The organism is Natrinema marinum, from assembly GCF_024296685.1.
Classification (GTDB): domain Archaea; phylum Halobacteriota; class Halobacteria; order Halobacteriales; family Natrialbaceae; genus Natrinema; species Natrinema marinum.
Genome location: NZ_CP100763.1, coordinates 137,845 through 158,463, shown reverse-complemented (window position 1 = coordinate 158,463; position 20,619 = coordinate 137,845). Strand labels below are relative to the sequence as shown.

General features: G+C 68.2%; 20 protein-coding genes. 14 read left to right on the top strand and 6 right to left on the bottom strand.

Translation table 11 applies throughout. The annotated features are described in order from the left end of the window. Positions 1-270 precede the first annotated feature (270 nt). Genes surE through NKH51_RS00790 form a run of 3 tightly spaced genes read right to left on the bottom strand, consistent with a single transcriptional unit; the run spans position 271 to position 3,506 of the window. Positions 271-1,077 (bottom strand): 5'/3'-nucleotidase SurE, encoded by an 807-nt coding sequence (gene surE / locus NKH51_RS00800; protein WP_254763344.1) that lies wholly within the window; start codon positions 1,075-1,077, stop codon positions 271-273. 51 nt (positions 1,078-1,128) lie between these two features. Next, positions 1,129-2,709 carry a small ribosomal subunit Rsm22 family protein gene (locus NKH51_RS00795; protein ID WP_254763343.1) on the bottom strand — a complete coding sequence of 527 codons (1,581 nt, stop codon included), beginning with the start codon at positions 2,707-2,709 and terminating at the stop codon, positions 1,129-1,131. Further along, positions 2,706-3,506 carry a prephenate dehydrogenase/arogenate dehydrogenase family protein gene (locus tag NKH51_RS00790; protein ID WP_254763342.1) on the bottom strand — a complete coding sequence of 267 codons (801 nt, stop codon included), beginning with the start codon at positions 3,504-3,506 and terminating at the stop codon, positions 2,706-2,708. The genes NKH51_RS00795 and NKH51_RS00790 overlap by 4 nt, the downstream gene beginning before the upstream one ends. A gap of 286 nt (positions 3,507-3,792) precedes the next feature. Here NKH51_RS00790 and NKH51_RS00785 point away from each other — a divergent pair, with 286 nt between their 5' ends. Continuing rightward, positions 3,793-4,392, top strand: coding sequence for a heme NO-binding domain-containing protein (locus tag NKH51_RS00785; protein WP_254763341.1), 600 nt, complete (start codon positions 3,793-3,795; stop codon positions 4,390-4,392). A gap of 76 nt (positions 4,393-4,468) precedes the next feature. Beyond that, positions 4,469-5,515, top strand: coding sequence for an NAD(P)/FAD-dependent oxidoreductase (locus NKH51_RS00780; protein ID WP_254763340.1), 1,047 nt, complete (start codon positions 4,469-4,471; stop codon positions 5,513-5,515). Between the two features lie 9 nt (positions 5,516-5,524). On the opposite strand, the gene trkA is transcribed toward NKH51_RS00780, so the two are convergent. Next, positions 5,525-6,862, bottom strand: coding sequence for a Trk system potassium transporter TrkA (gene trkA, locus NKH51_RS00775; protein WP_254763339.1), 1,338 nt, complete (start codon positions 6,860-6,862; stop codon positions 5,525-5,527). A 219-nt stretch (positions 6,863-7,081) separates the two neighbouring features. On the opposite strand from trkA, the gene NKH51_RS00770 reads away from it, so the two are divergent. Beyond that, on the top strand, positions 7,082-7,276 hold the full coding sequence (locus NKH51_RS00770) for a hypothetical protein (protein ID WP_254763338.1): 195 nt from the start codon (positions 7,082-7,084) through the stop codon (positions 7,274-7,276). Between the two features lie 9 nt (positions 7,277-7,285). Here the strand turns inward: NKH51_RS00770 and NKH51_RS00765 are convergent, their stop codons facing one another. Both NKH51_RS00765 and NKH51_RS00760 read right to left on the bottom strand, forming a co-directional pair. Then, positions 7,286-7,807 (bottom strand): SRPBCC family protein, encoded by a 522-nt coding sequence (locus NKH51_RS00765; RefSeq protein ID WP_254763337.1) that lies wholly within the window; start codon positions 7,805-7,807, stop codon positions 7,286-7,288. An 82-nt stretch (positions 7,808-7,889) separates the two neighbouring features. Further along, positions 7,890-9,077: a M48 family metalloprotease gene (locus NKH51_RS00760; RefSeq protein ID WP_254763336.1), complete on the bottom strand. Its 1,188-nt coding sequence runs from the start codon at positions 9,075-9,077 to the stop codon at positions 7,890-7,892. A 156-nt stretch (positions 9,078-9,233) separates the two neighbouring features. Between NKH51_RS00760 and NKH51_RS00755 the strand changes: the two genes are divergently transcribed. From NKH51_RS00755 to NKH51_RS00705, 11 genes are all read left to right on the top strand, one after another. Further along, positions 9,234-9,971, top strand: a complete 738-nt coding sequence (locus tag NKH51_RS00755) for an NAD(P)/FAD-dependent oxidoreductase (protein ID WP_254763335.1) — start codon at positions 9,234-9,236, stop codon at positions 9,969-9,971. A gap of 409 nt (positions 9,972-10,380) precedes the next feature. Further along, positions 10,381-11,136, top strand: a complete 756-nt coding sequence (locus NKH51_RS00750; RefSeq protein ID WP_254763334.1) for a competence/damage-inducible protein A — start codon at positions 10,381-10,383, stop codon at positions 11,134-11,136. Between the two features lie 61 nt (positions 11,137-11,197). After that, the gene (coaBC, locus tag NKH51_RS00745) at positions 11,198-12,370 is read left to right on the top strand and encodes a bifunctional phosphopantothenoylcysteine decarboxylase/phosphopantothenate--cysteine ligase CoaBC (RefSeq protein WP_254763333.1); all 1,173 of its coding nucleotides are present in this window, start codon (positions 11,198-11,200) and stop codon (positions 12,368-12,370) included. Positions 12,371-12,485: 115 nt separating this feature from the next. Further along, on the top strand, positions 12,486-13,124 hold the full coding sequence (locus tag NKH51_RS00740; protein ID WP_254763332.1) for a DUF7344 domain-containing protein: 639 nt from the start codon (positions 12,486-12,488) through the stop codon (positions 13,122-13,124). A 105-nt stretch (positions 13,125-13,229) separates the two neighbouring features. Continuing rightward, complete coding sequence (hpt, locus tag NKH51_RS00735; protein WP_254763331.1) at positions 13,230-13,799, top strand: hypoxanthine/guanine phosphoribosyltransferase; 570 nt, start codon at positions 13,230-13,232, stop codon at positions 13,797-13,799. A gap of 161 nt (positions 13,800-13,960) precedes the next feature. Beyond that, positions 13,961-15,607, top strand: a complete 1,647-nt coding sequence (locus NKH51_RS00730) for an ABC transporter substrate-binding protein (RefSeq protein ID WP_254763330.1) — start codon at positions 13,961-13,963, stop codon at positions 15,605-15,607. 5 nt (positions 15,608-15,612) lie between these two features. Beyond that, a complete protein-coding gene (locus NKH51_RS00725; RefSeq protein ID WP_254763329.1) occupies positions 15,613-16,566 on the top strand; it encodes an ABC transporter permease in 954 nt (317 codons plus the stop codon). Then, complete coding sequence (locus tag NKH51_RS00720) at positions 16,563-17,651, top strand: ABC transporter permease (protein WP_254763328.1); 1,089 nt, start codon at positions 16,563-16,565, stop codon at positions 17,649-17,651. Before NKH51_RS00725 ends, NKH51_RS00720 begins: the two co-directional genes overlap by 4 nt. Continuing rightward, positions 17,651-18,748 (top strand): ABC transporter ATP-binding protein, encoded by a 1,098-nt coding sequence (locus NKH51_RS00715; protein WP_254763327.1) that lies wholly within the window; start codon positions 17,651-17,653, stop codon positions 18,746-18,748. The genes NKH51_RS00720 and NKH51_RS00715 overlap by 1 nt, the downstream gene beginning before the upstream one ends. Then, complete coding sequence (locus NKH51_RS00710) at positions 18,745-20,088, top strand: ABC transporter ATP-binding protein (RefSeq protein ID WP_254763326.1); 1,344 nt, start codon at positions 18,745-18,747, stop codon at positions 20,086-20,088. The genes NKH51_RS00715 and NKH51_RS00710 overlap by 4 nt, the downstream gene beginning before the upstream one ends. Further along, entirely contained in the window at positions 20,075-20,602 is a 528-nt protein-coding gene (locus NKH51_RS00705; RefSeq protein WP_254763325.1) for a DUF7974 family protein, read from the top strand. The genes NKH51_RS00710 and NKH51_RS00705 overlap by 14 nt, the downstream gene beginning before the upstream one ends. The last annotated feature ends 17 nt before the right edge of the window (positions 20,603-20,619 follow it).

Here is a 20,619-nt window from a genome sequence, read left to right as displayed (position 1 = left end):
AACGCCCACCTACCTTGATTTTATGTTTCATGGGTTACACGCGAGTGCGTCGGTCACGTCGTACCTATCGTGACGGCACCGCCGTGGAATAGCGACCGCCTTGCGGGTCGCAAGTCAGTTATCACTTTCCGCGACCGACAGGCTCACCGACCAACGCGATCGGGACGGGCGGGGCCACGTACCAGTTGTTCGATACTGGCGGTAGTCACCGCCTTCCCGGCTCGAGCGGGGGTATTGGCGCGGCTCGAGCGAGACGGGCTGGTCGCTCCATCAGTGGTCGGCCGTCCCGACCGCCTCGGTGTAGTCGTCGGCGAGCGCGTCGAGCACTTCGTGGTGCTCCGTCGAGTGGGGCGCGGTCAGCGGCGAGACGCTGATGCGGCCCTCGACGATGGCGCGGCGGTCGGTCCCCTCGGGGTCGGGAAGCGAGTCCGGGCTCATATCGTCCCAGACGCGATCGTGGAGGGTGACGTGGGCGCCGTCGCGTTCGGCATCCATCTCGTAGCGCTTGGAGGGGCGCGTGACCTCGATCGGCGCGGGCTCGTCGTCGGGCAGCGGGACGTTGACGTTGAGATAGGCCGCGTGATCGAAGACGCCCGCCTCGAGCGCTCGTTCGGCGAGGTAGGTCGTCACGCGCGTGGCTTCGGCGTACTCGTCGGTCGTCACCGCGGTCTGGTCGAAGGGGGTGTCCTCGGCAGGAATGTACAGCGAGGTCGCAATCGCCGGCACATCGAAGAAGGCAGCCTCGACGGCCGCGCTGATCGTTCCCGAGCGCCCGAGGACGTACTCGCCGAGGTTCGCACCCTTGTTACAGCCCGCGACGACGAGGTCGGGGAAGGGGCCGAGTTCGGCGAGGCCGGCGACGACGCAGTCGGCGGGCGTCCCGTGGACCGCGTAGCCGAGTTCGTGGTCGTCGACCTCGACTTCGTGAGAGAGCGACCGGCCGCAGGCGCTTCGGTCGCCGGCGGGCGCGACGACGGTCACGTTCGCGTGTTCGGAGAGGGCGTCGTACAGCGCCCGGATCCCGGTGCTGTCGATCCCGTCGTCGTTGGTCAGCAGGATCTCGAGGTCGTCGCTCATGTCACGCCGGTCGGGCGGCGGTGCGAAAAGCCCACCGCTTCCGGCAGCCGCTCAGGCGATGCGATCGACGATCGTCTCCTCGTCGACGACGAGGTTGTAGGCTTCCTCGTCATCGTTCCAGAGCGCGAGGGTGCCCTCGAACGAACAGACGTCGCCGTAGTCGGCCTCGAGCAGCGGTCGGTTGAGCGCGGTTTCGTTCGTGACGACGGCGTAGTGGTCGACGGCCTCGCTGCCGTCGCTGATCTTGAACAGCGGGTTCGCACTGCCGCTGTCACCGCGACCGCCGCCTCCGTTGGCGTCGCTTCCGTCCCCGGTTAGCGAGCGGCTGAGTTTCGCCGCGACGAGATCGATCCGGTTGGTGACGTGGCGGTCCATCTCGGCCATCTTCGCCCACTCGCTGGTCTCGAGGGCCATGTCGATCCGCCGTCGGCCGTCGAGTCGCAACAGCGAGTAGGAGAACTGCACGTCGACGTTGACGAACTCGCCGGGATCGTGCGCGTCGTCGGCCGATGCGGCCTCGTCGAGTCGCCGCTGGAATCCCGGAATCTCGAGGTCGGGTCGCACGTCGAACGACCAGCCGCGGTCCGACGGGATCGCCCCCGGCCAGAGTCGGACCGCGGGGCCGTAGACGGTGACCTCGCCGCGTCGGTGAACGGGGGCGTCGTCCTCGTCGTCCGCTTCGACCGGTAACTCGTCGCGGTCCCACAGCCGCTCACCCTCGAGGCGCCGTTCGACCTCGCGCAGTTCGATGCTCGTGTTCTTGTCGGCGGGCGCCATCGCGAGGAAGGTCCCGTCGGGCGCGAGCGTCTCGAGGAGCGACCGCGCGACAGCGGCGGGCTCGTCGAGTTCGCTCAGGACGTTACAGGCGAGCACGAGATCGAAGCCGTCGTCCGGCGCGGTCGGGTCGAACTCGTCACCCGCGTCCCCACCAGCGCCGACAGCCTCGGCCGGGTCGAACGCCTCGGCGGTCGTTCGATGAACGGTCGCGTGGACGTTTCGCCCCGTCGCCCCGAGCAGCTCCTCGAGCACGTCCGCGGCGGCGCTGGGTTCGATCGCGTGGTACTCGAGCAGGGCGTCGTCGGGCAGGTAGTCACAGAGGCCGAGCGCGGGGCCGCCCACGCCCGCGCCGATATCGAGGACGCGGAGATTGCGACCTAGCAGGCCCCGCTCGGCGAGATCGTCGAGGGCGTACTGGACCGCGGCGTAGTAGCCCGGCAGGTGGTAGATCGCGTAGCCGGCCGCCGCGTCGTCGTCATACTCGACCGGCCGACCCTCGAGGTAGTCGGCCTTGAACCGGCGGATCGTCGATCGGAGAAGGTCGCCGGACGGTCCCTCGTTCCAGTTCGGGCCGTACCGGTCGGCCAACAGGTCCTCGAGCCGACGTTCGTAGTCGGCCGGCAACCGCTCGACCGGTCCATGGAGAGGGGTGACGGGGTCGTCACCGACGGGGACGAAGGTGCCGTCGTCGCGCTCGAGCAGGCCGAGGGCGGCCGCATCTTCGCGGAGTTGCTGACGGACAACCGCCGGGTGCGGACTGCCCTCGACGTACTCGCAAATCTCCTCGGGATCGATCGGCCGGACGTTACGCAGGTACTTCGCGTTCGAGCGGATCGCCTCGCGCTGGTCGCTCACGCACCATCACCCCCGGACTCGTCACCGTCCGGCTCGGACTCGGCGCGGTCCGCGCTCCGCTCGCCGTGCCAGTTCGCCGCCGCCTCTCGGTACAGCGCCTCGAGTTCCTCGGGGTCGGCGGCGGCGATGTCGGCGGCGGCATCGGCGACCGCGTCGGCCCCGTCGAACGTCGCCTGAATGTCGGCGTAGACCCGCGGCGTCCCGGCGGTCACCTGCCGGGCCAGCGTCCGCAGTTCCTCGTAAATCGGCGTCTCGAACCCCTCGGGGACCGACTCTGCAGCGAGGGCAAAGGAGAGCACCGCGGCGTGGGTCGCCGCCTGCACGGTTTCCATCGCGCCGTCGTGGTCCGGGCCCGTCGTCTCGAGCAACTCGTTGCCGCGGGCCTCGAGCGCCGCGAGGAGGTCGTCGGTCGCCGGGCCGGATCGGTCGCGGACGACGGCGATCGAACCCGGCGCGCGCTCTGGCGCGAACAGGGGATGAAGACTCACCCGCTCTTTGTCCGGCGCGTGGCGCTCCATCGCTTCAAGTGCGGGTTCCATCACGCCCGAAACGTCGACGATCGCGTGCTTGGCCCGGTCGGCCTGCTCGGCGATCGCCCCCGTGACGTGAGTCATCGGCACGGCGAGACAGACGACCTCGTAGGGCTCCTCGCCCTCGAGGTCGGCGACCGCACCCCCCACTCGCTCGGCCGCGGCGGCCGCGGCGTCGCCGTCGACGTCGGCGAACGCGACTCGGGCGTCGATCGCCTCCCCGAACCACGTCCCCATCGACCCCGCGCCGACGATCAGTACGTCCATCGCCCGGTCCTACCTGCCGACGTTGCAAAAGCCGTTCGATCGATCCGCCGCCGTGACTGTCCGGACGCGGGATCTGTGTCACGAACCGCGGTCGAACGCGCCGCCGAGCGCCTCCCCGCCGCCGACGAGGTGACCACGCCGCTCGAGTCGCTTTCTCGCCGCTCGCGCTCGTCGGGTCGGCGGACATCGTTCAGGGACACTTTTATATTAAACCAATTCGGATACGATAGTCACGTTCGGGTACAGGCCGGTGCCGACGGCACCGGACCGGAACGACACAGCACGTATGCACGGAATCATCTTCACGGGATTGAAACATTTCGTCGTCGAGACGTACGACAAGACGACGTGGAACCAGATCCGCGAGGAGGCTGACGTGGGCAGCGTCCACTACACGCCCGTCTCCGCGTATCCGGACGAGGATCTCGTCGCACTCGTCGAGGCCGCCGTGGAACTGTCGGGAATCGAGCAGTCCGAACTCCTTCGGACCTTCGGCCGGTACGTCGTCCCGACACTCGTCGATATGTACGGCGTCTATATCGACGACGACTGGGACGCGCTCGAGCTGATCGAAAACGTCGAGGGGACGATCCACCGGGCGCTCCGAAACGGCGAAACCCTCGAGTACGAGCCGCCGGCGATCGCCGCGACGCGGCTCGACGATGACGTGATCGTCATCACGTACGGCTCCGAACGCGGCTTCTGCCGGGTCGCGATGGGGTTACTCGAGGGGATCGCCGACCACTACGACCAGCGCCTCGAGGTGTACGAACGCCGCTGTCGCCACGACGGCGCGTCCCGGTGCGAGCTCGTGGCCGTCGGCGCCACGACGCCGCGGCGGCGGGCCGAGCGGGTGGTCGAACGGGAGTTCGAATCGATGACGTAGGAGCCCGCCGCTTTCGTCCCGACGACCGCCGCTGTTTGGGCCGGTTTACTTGAGGCCGCGAGTTTCATCTCCGTCCATGATTCGAATCGGAATCGTCGGTGCGGGGGCGGCCGCCGCGGCTGCGGCCCATACGCTCGCGAACGCGTCGATCGAGGTGGACAGCACGGTTCTCGAGAAGTCCCGCGGGCTCTGCGGGCGCGCCGCAACGAGGCGGCGCGAGGACGCGATCTACGAGTACGGCGCGAACTACCTCAAGTCCGACGACGAGCGGGTCGTCGAACTGGTTACGGACACGCTGGAGACGGAGGGACTGGTCGAGATTTCCGACCCGGTCTGGACGTTCGACGCGGACGGAACGGTCACTGAGGGGGACGATCGCGACGACCACAAGTGGACCTACCGACAGGGGCTGACGCAGGTCGCAAAGCGGCTGTTTGCCCGCACGGACGCGACCGTCCACCGCGAGACGCGCGCCGAAACGGTGATTCGTGGCGGTGGCGGCGACGACGAAACGTGGCAACTCGAGGACGCCGACGGCAAGCGGTGGGGGCCCTTCGACGCGGTCTTGCTGAACCCGCCGGCCCCCCAGACCGCCGAGCTGGTGCGCTCGGCCGACTGGGAGTCTCCGGTCCGCGAACCGCTCGCTGACGCCGCCGAAGCCGTCCCCTACCGAACGATCTGGACAGGCGTCTTCCACTACCCGTTCGAACTCGAGCGACCCTACTACGCGCTCGTCAACGCCGACAAAGACCACGACGTGGGCTGGGTCAGCCGCGAGGAGTGCAAACCCGGCCACGTCCCCGACGGCGAGTCGCTGCTGATCGTCCAAGCCAGCCCCGAGTGGTCGGCTGACCGCTACGACGAGCCGCCGGCGGCGAACCTCGAGCGCCTCGCCGATATGACCGCCCGGTTGCTGGGCGACGACCGCCTGCGCGAGCCCGATTGGACCGACCATCAGGGCTGGCGGTACGCGCTACCGGACGACGGCGTCGCCACCGAGCCCCTCGACCGGGCCGAACGCGAGGGACTGTACTGTCTCGGCGACTGGGTCGCCGGCGAGGGACGGCTCCACGCGGCGCTGTGCAACGGGCTCGAGGTCGGCGCGCGAGTCACAGGCGAGTGATCGTCGACGCTACAGTGCCCTCGTGACCTGGTCTAACACGTCGGTATCGACGAAGACGATCACGTGATCGCCGCCCTCGATGACGGTATCGCCCCGCGGCGTGATCACCGTGTCGTCGCGGGTGATCGCTCCGATCACGACCCCGTCGGGCAGTTCTCCCATCGCCCCTCCGATGCGATTCTCGAACAGCAGGCTGTCGCGATCGATCTCGATCTCGAGGACCTCCGCGCGGTCGGACTCGAGCATGGCGACGTTCTCGGTCTCCCGTTCGCGCGTGAACCGGGTGATCTCCTCGGCGGTCACGAGCCGCGGGTTGACGCCCACGTCGATTCCGACCGTCTCGAAGAGGTCGACGTACTCCCCGGCGTCGACGACGCCGATGGTGCGCTCGACGCCGATCCGTTTCGCGAGCAGGGAGACGAGCAGGTTCTTCTCGTCGCTCTCGAGGGCGGCGACGACGAGATCGGACTCGCCGACGTGTTCCCGGACGAGGAAGTCGATGTCGGTCGCGTCGCTTTGCAGGACCAGCGTCTCCGGTAACTCCTCGGCGACGGTCCGCGCTCGCTGGGGGTCGCGCTCGACGAGTCGCGGGTCGATCCCCTCCGCCTCGAGGAGCCGGGCCGTCTGATAGCCGATCTCGCCGCCGCCGACGATAACGATCTCGTTGACGTCCTCGAGGGACGGTTCGGGCGTCAGCGAGCCCGCGAACGCGCGGACGCTCTCCCCGGAACCGATGACGACGACGGCGTCACCCGCTCGAATGACCGTGTCGCCGGTCGGGATGACGACATCGTCGTCCCGCAGGAGGGCGGCGAAGGTCAGCGACTCGTAGCGGTCCGCCTCCGAGACGGTCTCGCCGGCGATGGGGCTCTCCGGGACCACCTCGAACTCGGCCATGCGGACGAGGCCGCCGGCGAACGAATCGACGTCGTGTGCGCCGGGAAGACCGGCGATGCGGACGATCGTCTCCGCGGTCTGGAGGTTCGTACAGACCATGAAATCGACGCCGAACGCGCCCGCCGAGTGCTCCCAGGTACGCAGGAGATTCGTCTTCTTGACTCGTGCGATCGTAAACGGCGAGCCGACGGCCTTCGCCGCACCGCAAACGACAATGTTCGTCTCGTCGATGTCGGTGCTCGCGATGACCAGATCCGCCTTCTCGATGCCGGCCTTCTGGAGCGTCTCGATCGAGGTCCCGTCGCCCTCGATGGTCAACACGTCGAGGGAGTAGGTGATCGAATCGACCTTGTCGGGGTTGATGTCGACGACGATCACGTCGTGTTCGTCGGCGAGGCTCTCGGCGATGTTCGAACCGACCTGCCCCGCACCGACGACGATCACGCGCATCCGCGTCTCACCCGCCGGGGTCGTGGCCTCGAGTCGATGACGATGGGACTCATGTCAGGCCAGTTTCTCTCGAGCGGTAAGGGCGTTCGCCCTGACGGTCCGCGCGATGGCGTCACTCGCCACACCCGTCCCCGACCCCGGTCGAGCGCGTCCGCGGATCGGTCGCTCGAGGAATGATGAATAGTAAATTGTATGCGAACTCTCGACTGAGAAATCCGTATGCTACCCGCGTTCGTCCCCGGCGGCATGGGCCCACCAGAACTGATCATACTCGTCGTGACGCTCCTGTTTTTCCTCGCGATTCCGATCGTCGTCATCGTCGCGATCTGGAAGGTCGTCATCGTCGGCCGCAGCGACGACCGACGAATCGAATCGCTCGAGCAGCGCGTCGAGGAACTCGAAACCGAGGAGTGAGCGGCGTCTCTACGGCATCTCGTGGATCGTCAACTCGACCTTGCGGCGGCGACCCTCGATGTCCGCGACCAGTCGCTCGACGACGGTCTCGGCCTCGTCGAGCAGTTTCGGCTCGACCTTCCGGACGACCCAATCCAGCGAGACGAACCGCGGCAGCGAGATCGCGTTCTCGTCGGCCGAGTGGGGGTCGTAGACCGCCTCGAAGTAGATCCGACTGGCCGTTTCCGCGCCCGCCGGCGCGGAGTCGGGTTCGGGTTCGACGCGCCACTCCCCGCGGGCGTCGATGTCGTTGACCAGTCGCCACCGGAGGGACTCCGGCGCGGTGATCTCAGTGACTTTCGAGCGCGCCGTATAGGCGAGCTTCCACCACGCCAGTCGAAGGTCGTAGACGGAGCCGACGCCGCCGTCACCGTTGATTCGGACCTCCTTCAGGTGGTCGGTGTACCGCGGATAGTCGGCGAACGACCGCACGTACGGAAAGACCTCCTCGGGTGATCGATGGGCGAGCGTACTGAGGAGAATTCTGTCCACAGCCGTCGTACGGCGGGTTCGAACGTAAGGATTACTCTTCGACTGGTCGAAACCGACGCGAGTCACACGGGCGAGCCCGCCGTCAGTCGCTCGGCGCCGCCCGCGACCGCTCGCTGCTGCCGCCGTCACGAAGCGCGTCGATGCGGTCCCCGATCGGCGGATGGTGAGTCGCGAGACTGTAGAGCAGTCCCGCTTCGCGTCGCGTGTCGTTCGCGTCGGCGAGCGTCTCGAGGGCGGCGACCGTCGCCTCGCGGCCGGCTTCCCGGGCCGCGTAGGCGTCGGCACGGAACTCCTGCCAGCACGCGAGCCCGCCGAGGAAACCGACGTGGTACACCGCGTAGAGCGTCATAAACGGAAGGAAGAAGCCGAGGAAGCCGAACCGCTCCTCGAGCCCGCCCATGCCGAAGCGCTGGACGCCGACCATCCAACCGCCGAAGACGGCGACGGTCAGGAGCCCGCGCTGCCAGAGGTGGCGGCCGGCGACGTGCCCGAACTCGTGGGCGACGATCGTGCGTAGTTCGTCGTCGTCGCACTCCGCGAGCAGATAGTCCGTGAGGAAGACGTACCGAAAGCCGGGGACGGTGCCCGCGACCAGCGCGTTCGCGGTCTTGGTGGACTCGCCCTCGAGCAGGTACAGGCCCCGCGGCCGGTAGCCGAGGTCTTCACAGAGCCGCTCGACGCGCTCGCGGCGCGCCCCCTCGAGCGGGACGCGATCCTGTGCGATCAAGACGAGATACGGTGAGAGGCCGAAAGAGACGAAGACGATCAGTCCGAGCGCGCCGACGAGCACGGGCAGCGACGAGCCGACGACGGACGTGATCGCGACGAAGCCGGCGAGCGCGACCGCTACCGAGACCGCGCTGGCCGCCATCACGAGGAGGACGCCCTTCGCGACCGTCCACATCGACGCCGACGTGTCGCGGAGCGACCGCACCGTCGGATAGGTTCCAAGGGCCATCGAGACCAGCGGGAGCGCGGCGACCCCGAACGTGACGAGGATGATCACGCCGAACTCGAGGACGGCGAGCCCGAACAGTTCGGGCCCCGTGGTCCCGACCAGTGCCGTCGTCCGATCCAGCAGACCGAGCGCGTAGAGGCCGATGATGCCGGCGATCGGCAGCGCGAATCCACCGATCTGTTGGACGCGGTTCAACCGGTGTAGCCGGTCCTCGACGGGTTCGGCCGTCGACTCGACGCGACGAGCGAACGCACGGAAGGCGAGGAACGGACCGACCGCGAGCGCGACGAGAAACGCGAGGGCCACCAGCATTAGTCGAGGCTTTTCCGTCGCGGATCAAAATGCTGTCGGTGGCACTACACGACTGCGAGATCGACCGTTTCGTGGGCTCCGGCGGGGGCAGAGACGCGGGCTACGGCGAGAGCGGAGACGGCAACTTTCTATACTCGAGCCGATCAACCGGCGGCCATGCGAGATGTCTGCATCGTCGGCGGGGGCGTCGCCGGCCTCGCCGCATCGATCTTCACCGCCCGCGCGGGACTGGACACCCTCGTCGTCGACGGGGGCGAATCGATCCTCGCGCGCAACGCCAGCCTTGAGAACTACCCCGGCTTCCCGGATGGGGTCGACGCCCGCCGGTATCTGCAGTTGAGCCGCGAGCAGGCCCGCAGTTCGGGCGTCGCGTTCGAACTCGGCCGTGTGACACGGGTCGAACCCGTAGACGAAACGGATCTCGAGGCCGGGTTCGTCCTCGAGACGGAAGGCGGCGACCCGCTCGAGGCCCGCCGGGTGATCGCGGCCTCGTGGTCCGACAGCGACTACCTCGTCCCGCTGGACGTGGGTCGCATCCAGCGCGGGAGCAAGCACTTCGTCTCCGTCGACGAAGGTGGGCGAACGGCCGTCGACGGCGTTTACGCGGCGGGCCGACTCGCCGACGAACCCCACCAGACGATCGTCGCGGCCGGCCACGGCGCGAAGGTCGGGCTCGCGGCTATCCACGACTCGGGTGCCAACTTCTATCACGACTGGGTCGTCCCCGAGGGCTACTTCACCGGCCGCGGCCGCGAAGTCCCGCCGGGCTGCGAGGAGATCGACGACGCGGAACGACGGAAGCGCGACGAACAGGCCCGGCAGCGGCTGCTCGAGGCTTTCGCGGAGCCGCTCGAGGAGGAGCCGACGATGCATCCGAGCGTCGTGGAAGACTAACAGCAGTTGGTGGCCCGCGTTCTATACGTGACCGATAGCCCGAAGCCAGAACGGTGAGTTTGCTCACTACTTCCGTGGATTGAACGGTGCGTTCTGCTCAGGATGAAGAAGACGAAGCGTCCTGCGATCGTGGACAGAGGGGATTGTCACGCCCTCCCCAGCCGACTCGCTCACTTCGTTCGCTCATCCCTCGCGCAGTGATATACCGCGGTTCGTCAGTGCCTCACCGCGGTCCAGCGCGCGCCACCGCAGGCGGTTCGTTGGGTCGACGAGAGACGTTTCCCCCTGTATCGAGCGCTCGTTACAAGGTCGGTCGAAAGAGAGGAGATGTGCGACTAATACTGCAATGGCAGAGACGGAGATGCCTCGGACCGTATCCTTTTGCCGTCTGCCCGCCTCGAGTCGGTCGATGGAGGTCGCCATCCTCACCGTCGGCGACGAAGTGCTCGCCGGGGACATCGCGAACGCGAACGCCCAGTGGCTCGCGACCCGGCTGACCGACAGCGGCGCGACCGTCGATCGGATCCTGACGATCCCGGACGACCGCGACCGAATCGCAACGACGATCCGCGAGTGGACGAGCGCGGTCGACGCTGCGATCGTGACCGGCGGGCTCGGCGGCACCCACGACGACGTCACCGCCGACGCGCTCGCGGACGCGTTCGACCGCGAGCTGGTCGTCGACGAGTCCGTTCGTCGTGACGTCCTCGAGACCGTCGCGGACTATCGAGGGCTCGACCCGGAGACGGTCACGGCCGAGGAGCTCGATTTCGACGTCGACGCCTGGGCGGCCCTGCCGGCGGGGAGTCGACCGGTACTCAACCCCGAAGGGCTCTGTCCCGGCTGCGTCCTCGAGAACGTCTACGCGTTCCCGGGCGTGCCGGCGGAGATGCAGGCGCTGTTCGAGCGCGTCGCCGGGGAGTTCAGCGGCGACGCGGTCTCACGGGTGGCGTACACGCCCCAGCCGGAGGGGTCGATGGCCGCGGCCATCGACGGCGTTCGCGAGCGGTTCGACGTGACGATCGGCAGCTACCCCGCCACGGAGCGGCGAAACCGGCTGAAGGTGACCGGCACCGACCCCGAGACGGTCGATCGGGCCCTCGAGTGGCTCGGCGAACGGGTCGACCTCGCGGTCGAGGAGGAGGGTCGTCGCGGCGAACCGTAAGGCGCGCGTTTCGGCGACGCCTCGCTACGCTTAACACATCCCGGGAGGGAATAGCAGACGAATGCTCGAGGGAGTCAACGTCGCGCTCGGGGTGACGGGGTCGATCGCGGCCGTCAAGACGGTCGAACTCGCCCACGAGCTGCGACGCCACGGAGCCGCGGTTCGCGGGGTGATGACGGGGAGCGCACAGGGGATCGTCCACCCCTGGGCCGTCGAGTTCGCCACCGAGAACGATGTCGTCACCGAGATCACCGGCAGCGTCGAACACGTCGAACTCTGCGGCTACGACGGCTGGGCCGACGTATTCCTCGTCGCACCCGCGACGGCCAACACGGTCGGCAAGATCGCCGGCGCCGTCGACGACACGCCCGTCACGACGTGCGCCACGACTGCGCTCGGGGCCGACACGCCGGTCGTCGTCGCGCCCGCGATGCACGAACCGATGTACGACCACCCCGGCGTACTCCGCGCCATCGACACCGTCTCGGAGTGGGGCGTCGACTTCGTCGACCCGCGCATCGAGGAGGGGAAAGCGAAGATCGCCAGCGAGGAGGCGATCGTCTGCGACGTGGCCCGCGCGGCCGGCGACCGACCGCTCGCGGGCGAGCACGTCGTGATCACGAGCGGGGCGACCAGTGAGTCGATCGATCCCGTCCGGATCATCACCAACCGCTCGTCGGGCAAGATGGGCCGGGCCGTCGCGAGGGCCAGCTACGTCCGCGGCGCGGACGTGACGCTCGTCCACGACGGCCCCGACGTGCCCTACGCCGACGTTCGGCGGGTCGAGAGTGCCAACGAAATGCTCGCGGCCACGCGCGAGGCCTGCACCGACGCCGACGCGATGGTCTCCGTGGCCGCGATCGGCGACTACACCGTCGAAACGAGCGACGAGAAGATCCGATCGGGGCAGGAACTCACCCTCGAGCTCGAGCCGACGCCGAAGCTGATCGACGAGATCCGCGCCGACTACCCCGAATTGCCGATCGTCGGCTTCAAGACCGAGACCTCGGGCGACGAAGCGGCGATGATCGAGCAGGCCCGGACGACGCTCGAGCGAGCGGACCTCGCGTTCGTCGTCGCCAACGACGCGAGCGTGATGGGTGCCGACGAGACGAACGCACTGTTGGTCCACGCGACCGACGCCGCCCGCTACGAAGGGACGAAAGCCGGCCTCGGCGGCGAGATCGCCGACTCGATCGCCGCGGTGCTGGGCGGCGGTTCGACCGGCGCCTGATCGATCGGTGAGTTCGTCACGGGAACTATATGGGTGCGGTTCATCCGACCGAACTAATGGGTCTTCGAACAGGTCTGAACGCGAATAAATCACCGGCACCGGCCGGCACCTCGAGGTGATCGACGTGGCACAGCAGCAACGCACTGCGGACGCACCTGCCGGCGGCGACGTCGACGAGGGCGACGCCAGTCCCGACGCGGACGACGATCCCCTCACCAAAGGCGAGATCTTCGAAGTGTTGCGCAACCAACGACGACGGTACGTGCTCCAGTTTCTCAAACAGGACGACCGCCCCGTCGAACTCGGCGATCTGGCCCAACAGGTCGCCGCCTGGGAGTACGATACGACGCTCGAGGGCGTCACGCCAGAACAGCGAAAGCGGGTCTACACGACGCTCCAGCAGACGCACCTCCCGAAGATGGACACGGCCGGCATTCTCTGTTTCGACTCGGATCTGGGCGTCATCGAGGCCACCGAGCGAACGCGTGATATCAGCGTCTACCTCGAGATCGTCCCCGGCCGGGAGTTCGCCTGGCGCGAGCTCTACCTCTCGCTGGGCGCGATCAGCTGTGCGCTGGTCGCCGCGCTGTGGTTGCAGATCTATCCGCTCACGCTCTTGGCGGATCTGACGTGGACGGCCCTCATCGCGGGGACGTTCACGCTCACCGCGGCCGCTCACATCTACCACGAGCGGAACATGCGGCTTGGTCACGGCGATCAGCCGCCGGAACTCAGCTACAGCACCGAGGAGTGAGACGGGCTGTCGGCGCAACTGCGAGCTCCGAACCGGACCTGCGGCAGGCCGGGCGAGCGCTCGGCGGATCGTCAACTTTTACTCCGCTTCCCTCCGACCGACGACATGGATCAGCTCAAGCGGTCTCTCCTCGACGCGCCGATCATCGAAAAGAACGGCTACCACTACTTCGTCCATCCGATCAGCGACGGCCTCCCCAAGCTCGACCCGACGCTGTTGCGCGAGATCGTCATCCGAATCATCCGGAAGGCCGAACTCGAGGAGGTCGACCGGATCGTCACCCCCGCGGCGATGGGCATTCACATCTCGACGGCCGTCTCGCTGATGACCGACATCCCGCTGACCGTCATCCGAAAGCGCGAGTACGGCCTCGAGGACGAGGTCGCGATCTCCCAGAAGACGGGCTACTCGGAGAACGAGATGTACATCAACGACGTTCGCGAGGGGGAACGCGTCCTCGTGCTCGACGACGTGCTCTCGACCGGCGGGACGCTCGCGTCGGTGCTGTCGGCGCTCGACGAGATCGGCGCGGAGGTCGTCGACACGGTGGCGGTCATCAAGAAAGTCGGCGGCGAGAACAAGGTCGACGACGCCGGCTACGACGTCAAGACGCTGATCAACGTCGACGTCGTCGACGGCGAAGTCGTCATCGTTGACGAGGAAGGCGACCAGTAGCCACGAACAGCGCCACACCCCGGCGACCGCCGTCGAAGATCGCTGTCTCTCGAGAAAGATAGCGCGTTCGCGGCCGTCATCGGGGCTTAGAGGGCGTTTCGGAACCGAACGGAGGCGTCCCATCACAAGGAATATAGTGTCGGGTTCTGAATCCCACGCCAATGGCAGGGGATAGTGTCGGGACCGGTGAGCGCGATCTATTGAGACGGCGTTCACTCCTGAAAGGAGCGGGAGCGGCCGGGATCGCCGGACTGGCGGGTTGTATCGAGTTCAACAGCGTGACAGCCGACAGTCCCGCCGAGGAGCTGATTCAAGAGGGGTTCGAGGCGGCGGGGATCGATCCCCCCTTCGAGACGGCGATCGCCATCACCGAGGACAGCGAGCGGGAGAAATTCGCACAGCTTCTCGCGAACGAACTCAACGATACGGGCTTTTTCGACGTCTCGGTCGAGCGCCGAGAGTTCGGCTCCCACGTCGACCTCATGGTCGGCGCAGCCGAGAACGACGAGAACGCCATGTTCGTCGCGAGCTGGACCGGCGGCTGGGACCCGAGTGACTACGTCGACATGCTGTTTCACTCGGACAACTGGACGCCGAACGGGTTCAACGTCGGCCACTACGGAGACGACGCCGTCGACCGGTACATCGACGCGGGTCTGACCGAAACCGACCTCGAGGAACGGGTCGAGACCTATCGGAACCTGCAGGAACGGCTCGTCGCCGACTCGCCGGCGTCGTTCGTCCGCTTTCGCGAAGCGACTCACGTCTGGGACAGCGGCGTCGTCAGCGGCTGGGAGACGTACCCGCTCCGGCCGGGCTCGTACTACGCCATCTACGCGCCCTGGGCGGGCGTCTACACCGAACTCGAGGGGACGACCGAATTTATCGGCGATCTCGGCAGTGACGTGACCAACTACGATCCCGTCGAGATCAACGGGACCGTCTCGAGTCAGGCGACGGCGCTGATCTACGAGGAACTCCTCGGTATCGACTTCGACGGCGAGCTCCAACCGATGCTCGCCACCGACTGGGAGCAACTCGACGAGACGACATATCGGTTTTCCCTGCGCGAGGGCGTCCGCTTTCACAACGGCGAGGAACTCACCGCCGACCACGTCGCGGGTTCGCTCGAACGATACGAGGGGACGATACGGGAGGGCGACGTCTACGACTGGTACGAGACCAGTGAGGTCATCGACGAGCACACGATCGATATCGTCTGCCAGCGAGCGTACGGCCCCTTCGAGCAGGCGTTGTTCAACGTGCCGATCGTCCCGATGGCGGCGATCGAGGGCGAACACGACCTCCAGTCGGAACCGATCGGGACCGGTCCCTACCGGTTCGCTGAACACGACAGCGGCAACCACTGGCGGCTGACGCGGTTCGACGACCACTGGTTCGAAGGGAGCAAGTCGGTCCCGGCGACGGCACCGATCGAGACCGTCCGCCTCGAGATCATCCCGGAGAAATCGTCGCGGCAGGCCGCACTCGAGGCCGGAGACATCCACTTCAGCTACGGCGTCCCCTCGGCGAGCATCGCCGACCTCGAGGGCCGCGACGGCTACGGCGTCGGTCGCCGCGTCGGCGGCAGTTTCGACATGGTTCTCTATCCGGTCTATCTCCCGCCGTTTTCGGAGCCGTCGGTGCGCCGCGGCTGTAACATGTTGATCCCGCGCGAGCGGATCCTCGAGAACGTCTACTACGGGATCGGCCAGATCGGTTACACGCCGATCTCGCCGATGCTCGAGGAGTACGTCAGCGAGTCGTTCCGAGAGCGGATCGCCGAGGAGTACGTTCGTCCGAACTAACCGCCATGTCGCTCGGTCGCTACGTCGTCAGGCGGCTGTCGGTCGCGGTGCCGGTCCTGCTCGGCGTTAGCGCACTGACGTTTTCGTTCGTTCACCTGCTTCCGGGCGACGCGGTCGACGTGCTCACCGGCTACCGGGACGTCAGCCCGGCGGTCGAGGCGTCGATCCGGGCCGAGTACCACCTCGACGAGCCAGTGTGGAAGCAGTACCTGCTGTGGCTGCGCGACGCGGTCGGCCTCGAGTTCGGCGAGTCGGTGATCACCGGCCGGAACGTCGCGACGACGATCGCCGATCGGCTGCCGGCGACGGTCGCGCTGGGCGTGGCGGCGTGGCTGCTCGCGCTCGCGGTCGGGATTCCGGCGGGGATCGTGGCGGCGGTCAGGCGCGGCGAACCAGCCGACGAACTCAGCCGGATCGCCGCGCTAGCGGGGATCGCGACGCCGAACTTCTGGCTCGGCCTCGTCCTGTTGCTCGTCTTCAGCGTCCATCTGGGCTGGTTCCGGGTCATCCCGCCGGACGCGCCCCTCGTGAGTCTCGCGACCGCGAAGTTCATGCTGTTGCCGACGATCACCCTCGGCACCGCCTCGGCGGCGCTGATCACCCGGCTGCTGCGGTCGTCGATGCTCGGGGAACTCGACGCCGACTACGTTCGAGCCGCGCGTGCGAAAGGACTCCACGAACGGACGGTAATCCTGAAACACGTCCTGCGGAACGCCCTGCTTCCGGTCGTCACCATCGCCGGCCTCCAGCTGGCGTTCCTGGTCGACGGCGCCGTCGTCGTCGAGCAGATCTTCTCCTGGCCGGGGATCGGGCGCCTGCTGGTCCGGTCGATCCTCCGGCGGGACTACCCGGTGATTCAGGCGGCCGTCCTGCTCGTCGGCGTCGCGATCGTCCTCGCGAACCTGTTCGTCGATATCGTCTACGCGGTTCTGGACCCGCGAATCAGGTACGAACGATGAGCGATCGACAGCCCACTACCGAGCGCGGCCGGGTTCGCGTCGTCGGCTTCGAGGAGGCCGTCGCGGACCGATTCGACGAGTCAGGAACGGGTTCGACGACGCCGGCGACGGCGTCCGATCGGGCGACGGGATCGCAGCGCGATCGACCGAGGCGTCGGCGATTCCGGAGCACGTGGCGGCGGTTCCGGCGAAACCGTGCGGCGGTGGCCGGGCTGAGCGTCATCGCCGCGATGGCCGTCCTGGCGCTTTTCGCCCGACCGATCGAGGTGTCGACGGCGCAGGTGACGATCACACTCCAGCCGTTCTCGCTGGCACCCTACGGGCCGGGCGAGACGTTCGTCGGCCCGGCGAACGCCCCGCCCTCTGCGGCCCACCCGTTCGGAACCGACTGGGCGGGCCGGGACATCTTCTCGCGGCTCCTCGTCGGCGGCCGGTACACGCTGGGGATCGGCCTCGTCGCGGTCGTGCTGGCCCTCGGCGTCGGCATCCCGCTCGGCGCGACCGCCGGCTATTTCGGCGGCTGGGCCGACGAGATACTCATGCGCATCGTCGACGTCCTCTATGCCTTCCCGTTTCTGGTGCTGGCGATCGCGCTCGTCCCGATCCTCGAGCCGGTTCCCGTCCTCGGCAGCGGGTTCTGGACGGTGGTGGTCGCGCTGGTCCTCACGGGCTGGGTCGGCTACGCTCGGCTGTTGCGCGGCGAGGTGCTCTCGATCCGGGAACGCGAGTACGTCACCGCGGCCAGGGCACTCGGCGTCCCCGATCGGACGATCCTTCGCAGGCACGTCGTGCCCAACGCCGTCGCGCCCGTCGTCGTTCAGGCGACGCTCAACGTCGGCACGGTCGTCCTCACCGCGGCAGCGCTTGGCTTCCTCGGGCTCGGCCTCGAGCCCGGCAGTGCCGAGTGGGGCGCGATGCTCTCGCAGGGCCGAGACTCGCTGATCCGGGGCGACTGGCACGTCACCGTCTTCCCCGGCCTTGCGATCTTCCTGTTCGTGCTGTCGATCAATCTCGTCGGCGACGGGCTCAACGACGCGCTCGATCCGAGCCGGGACGTGGCCGACGAACGGGGGCGGCTTCGCTGATGGCGCTGCTCGAGGTCGAGGACCTCGCCGTCCGTTACTACACCGAGGACGGCCCGGTCCGCGCGGTCGACGGCATCAGCTACGAGGTCCGCGCCGGCGAGACGGTCGGGCTGGTCGGCGAGAGCGGGGCCGGCAAGAGCGCCGCCAGCCTCGCCGTGCTTCGCCTGCTCGACAGTCCGGGCGAGATCGTCGGCGGCGAGATCCGCTTTCGTGGCCGCGACGTGCTCGCGCTCTCTGCCGACGAACTCCGCGCGCTCCGCGGGAACGAGATCGCGATGGTCTTTCAGGACGCCGGCGCGGCGCTCAACCCGGTGTACACCGTCGGCGAGCAGATCGCCGAGGGGATCCGCGCCCACGAGAGCGTCGGCGACGACGCGGCCCGCGACCGGGCGATCGCCCTCCTCGAGCGGGTCGGTATCCCGGAGCCCGCGGCGCGTTATTCGGACTACCCCCACGAGTTCTCCGGCGGCATGCAACAGCGGGCCCTCATCGCGATGGCGCTGGCCTGCGATCCGGCGCTGTTGATCTGCGACGAGCCGACCAGCGGGCTCGACGTGACGGTCCAGGCGGGGATCCTCGAACTCCTCGCGGATCTGGCGATCGAATCCGAGACGGCGATCCAGCTGGTCACCCACGACCTCGGCGTCGTCGCGGAACTGTGCGATCGGGTGCTGGTCCAGTACGCCGGCGAGATCGTCGAGCGCGCGCCGGTCGAGGAGCTGTACTACGACCCGAAACACCCCTACACGGTCGGGCTGCTGGCCGCGACGCCCCGGCTCGGCGACGACCGCGAGCGCCTCGCGACTATTCCGGGGACGACGCCCGGCCTCGTTGACCCGCCGACCGGTTGCCGATTCCACCCGCGCTGTCCCTACGCCGAGGACGTCTGTGCGCGCCGTCGTCCGCCGCTGGTCGAGACGGCATCGGGGGATCCGGACGAGGGCGATCCCGCAGCCCACGTCGCCGCCTGCCTCGAGTACACCGGCGACCTCGAAGACGGACTCGACTACGAGGTCCGGGTTCGAGACAACCCCCACGAGGGGACTGACGCGGACGGAGACCGTTGCGAGCGACGCCAGTCGGGTGAGTCGAAATGACGGCGAGCGACGGGGACGGTGAGGTCTTGCTCCGCGCCGAAGGCCTCGAGAAGCACTTTACCACCGCGGACGGCCTCCTCGAGCGGCTGCTCGGCCGCGGCGAGACCGTCCGGGCGGTCGACGGCGTCAACCTCGAACTTCGCGCCGGGGAGACGCTCGGCCTGGTCGGCGAGAGCGGCTGCGGTAAGACGACACTCGGCCGAACGCTCGTGCGGTTACTCGAGCCCACCGCCGGCTCCGTGAGCTACCGCGGCAGGGAACTGACCGGGTGCTCGCGCTCCGAACTCCGGGCGCTGCGGAGCGAGGTGCAGTACGTCTTTCAGGACCCGCTCGCCAGCCTGAACCCGAAATTGACCGTCGGCGACATCGTCGGCGAAGCCCTCGACGTTCACGACGTCGTCCCGCCCGAGCGCCGCGACGAGCGCGTCCGGGACCTGCTCGAGACGGTCGGATTGCAGGCCGGCCACGCGACCCGCTACCCACACGAGTTCTCCGGTGGCCAGCGCCAGCGGATCGGCATCGCTCGCGCGCTCGCCGTCGAACCCGATCTGGTCGTCTGCGACGAACCCGTCTCCGCGCTCGATGTCTCGGTTCAGGCGGGGATCCTCAATCTGCTCGCCGACCTCCAGACGGAGTTCGGGCTCACCTACCTCTTCATCACCCACGATCTCTCGGTCGTCGAGCACGTCGCCGACCGCGTGGCCGTCATGTACCTCGGGACGCTCGTCGAGACCGGGCCCACCGCGGCGGTCTTCGACGCCCCCTCACACCCCTACACCGAGGCACTGTTGTCGGCGATCCCCGAACCCGACCCCCGCTGGGTCGGCGACCGGATCGTCCTCGAGGGGGACGTACCGTCGCCGGCCGACCCGCCCGCCGGCTGCCGGTTCCACCCGCGCTGTCCGAAGGTGATCCCGCCCGCCGAATACGACCTCGAGACGGACGCGTTCCGGGCCGTGATGGCGCTTCGGAGCCGGCTCCACGACGCGGTGGCGACCGGCGCGGGACTCGACGTGCTGTCTCCTCGAGTCGAGAGCCGCGAGGACGTTTCGGCGGCGATCCGAGACGCTACCGGGATCCCGCAGCGGCTCTCCGATCCCGACGCCGACGCCGCCCTCGCGGCGGCGCTCGAGACCGCCGCCGCGGGCGACCTCGAGACCGCACGCGATCGGCTCGCGTCGGCGTTCGAGACGCCCTGCGAGACGACGGAGCCGCCGCTGGAACCGGGGTCAGCCGACCATCCGATCGCCTGCCACCGGTTCGACGAGCGGTTCGAGGCATCGCCCGATCCGAACGACGACGCCCCATCGCTCGAGGGACCGTCCGATGAGCCGACGTGATGACGCCGGTCCGCTCGAGCGGACCGGCGAGGAGCCGTTCGCGTCCGGTACGCCGGACGGCGAGCGCGGCGGCCGGTCGGTCGACTGGGCGGCGCTCAGCCACGCGCTCACGCCGACGAGACTGCGCCACCGGGCGCTCGCGGTCACCGTCTCGACGAACAAACGCCGATACGAGCGTGGCGAACCGGTCGCGATCACCGTCGAGTTTCGCAACCGGCTCCCCGTCCCGCTCCGGCTGCGGACCGAGTCGCCGATCCGCTGGACCTGGGCCGTCGACGGCGACCGCGAGGCGTCTCGGGAGCCACCGGCGCTGCCGGACCGGCCGACCGCGTTCGACTTCGCCCGGCGCGAGCGCAAACACTTCCGCCGGCAGTGGTCCCAGCGGATCCGGGTCGCCGAAGACGAGTGGGTGCCGGTCGACGCCGGCAGCTACACGATCACCGTTCGCCTCACTCGAGACGATGCCGCCGACCGGGGGCTCGTCGACCGCACCGAAATCGTCCTCGAGCGGTGATCGCCCGGCGAGCGTCA

Bases quoted from the DNA above. Each gene is read 5' to 3' on its own strand.
- surE (WP_254763344.1), bottom strand. From the start codon at position 1,077: ATGAGCGACGACCTCGAGATCCTGCTGACCAACGACGACGGGATCGAC.
- NKH51_RS00790 (WP_254763342.1), bottom strand. From the start codon at position 3,506: ATGGACGTACTGATCGTCGGCGCGGGGTCGATGGGGACGTGGTTCGGG.
- NKH51_RS00785 (WP_254763341.1), top strand. From the start codon at position 3,793: ATGCACGGAATCATCTTCACGGGATTGAAACATTTCGTCGTCGAGACG.
- NKH51_RS00780 (WP_254763340.1), top strand. From the start codon at position 4,469: ATGATTCGAATCGGAATCGTCGGTGCGGGGGCGGCCGCCGCGGCTGCG.
- trkA (WP_254763339.1), bottom strand. From the start codon at position 6,862: ATGCGCGTGATCGTCGTCGGTGCGGGGCAGGTCGGTTCGAACATCGCC.
- NKH51_RS00770 (WP_254763338.1), top strand. From the start codon at position 7,082: ATGCTACCCGCGTTCGTCCCCGGCGGCATGGGCCCACCAGAACTGATC.
- NKH51_RS00760 (WP_254763336.1), bottom strand. From the start codon at position 9,077: ATGCTGGTGGCCCTCGCGTTTCTCGTCGCGCTCGCGGTCGGTCCGTTC.
- NKH51_RS00755 (WP_254763335.1), top strand. From the start codon at position 9,234: ATGCGAGATGTCTGCATCGTCGGCGGGGGCGTCGCCGGCCTCGCCGCA.
- NKH51_RS00750 (WP_254763334.1), top strand. From the start codon at position 10,381: ATGGAGGTCGCCATCCTCACCGTCGGCGACGAAGTGCTCGCCGGGGAC.
- coaBC (WP_254763333.1), top strand. From the start codon at position 11,198: ATGCTCGAGGGAGTCAACGTCGCGCTCGGGGTGACGGGGTCGATCGCG.
- hpt (WP_254763331.1), top strand. From the start codon at position 13,230: ATGGATCAGCTCAAGCGGTCTCTCCTCGACGCGCCGATCATCGAAAAG.
- NKH51_RS00730 (WP_254763330.1), top strand. From the start codon at position 13,961: ATGGCAGGGGATAGTGTCGGGACCGGTGAGCGCGATCTATTGAGACGG.
- NKH51_RS00725 (WP_254763329.1), top strand. From the start codon at position 15,613: ATGTCGCTCGGTCGCTACGTCGTCAGGCGGCTGTCGGTCGCGGTGCCG.
- NKH51_RS00720 (WP_254763328.1), top strand. From the start codon at position 16,563: ATGAGCGATCGACAGCCCACTACCGAGCGCGGCCGGGTTCGCGTCGTC.
- NKH51_RS00715 (WP_254763327.1), top strand. From the start codon at position 17,651: ATGGCGCTGCTCGAGGTCGAGGACCTCGCCGTCCGTTACTACACCGAG.
- NKH51_RS00710 (WP_254763326.1), top strand. From the start codon at position 18,745: ATGACGGCGAGCGACGGGGACGGTGAGGTCTTGCTCCGCGCCGAAGGC.
- NKH51_RS00705 (WP_254763325.1), top strand. From the start codon at position 20,075: ATGAGCCGACGTGATGACGCCGGTCCGCTCGAGCGGACCGGCGAGGAG.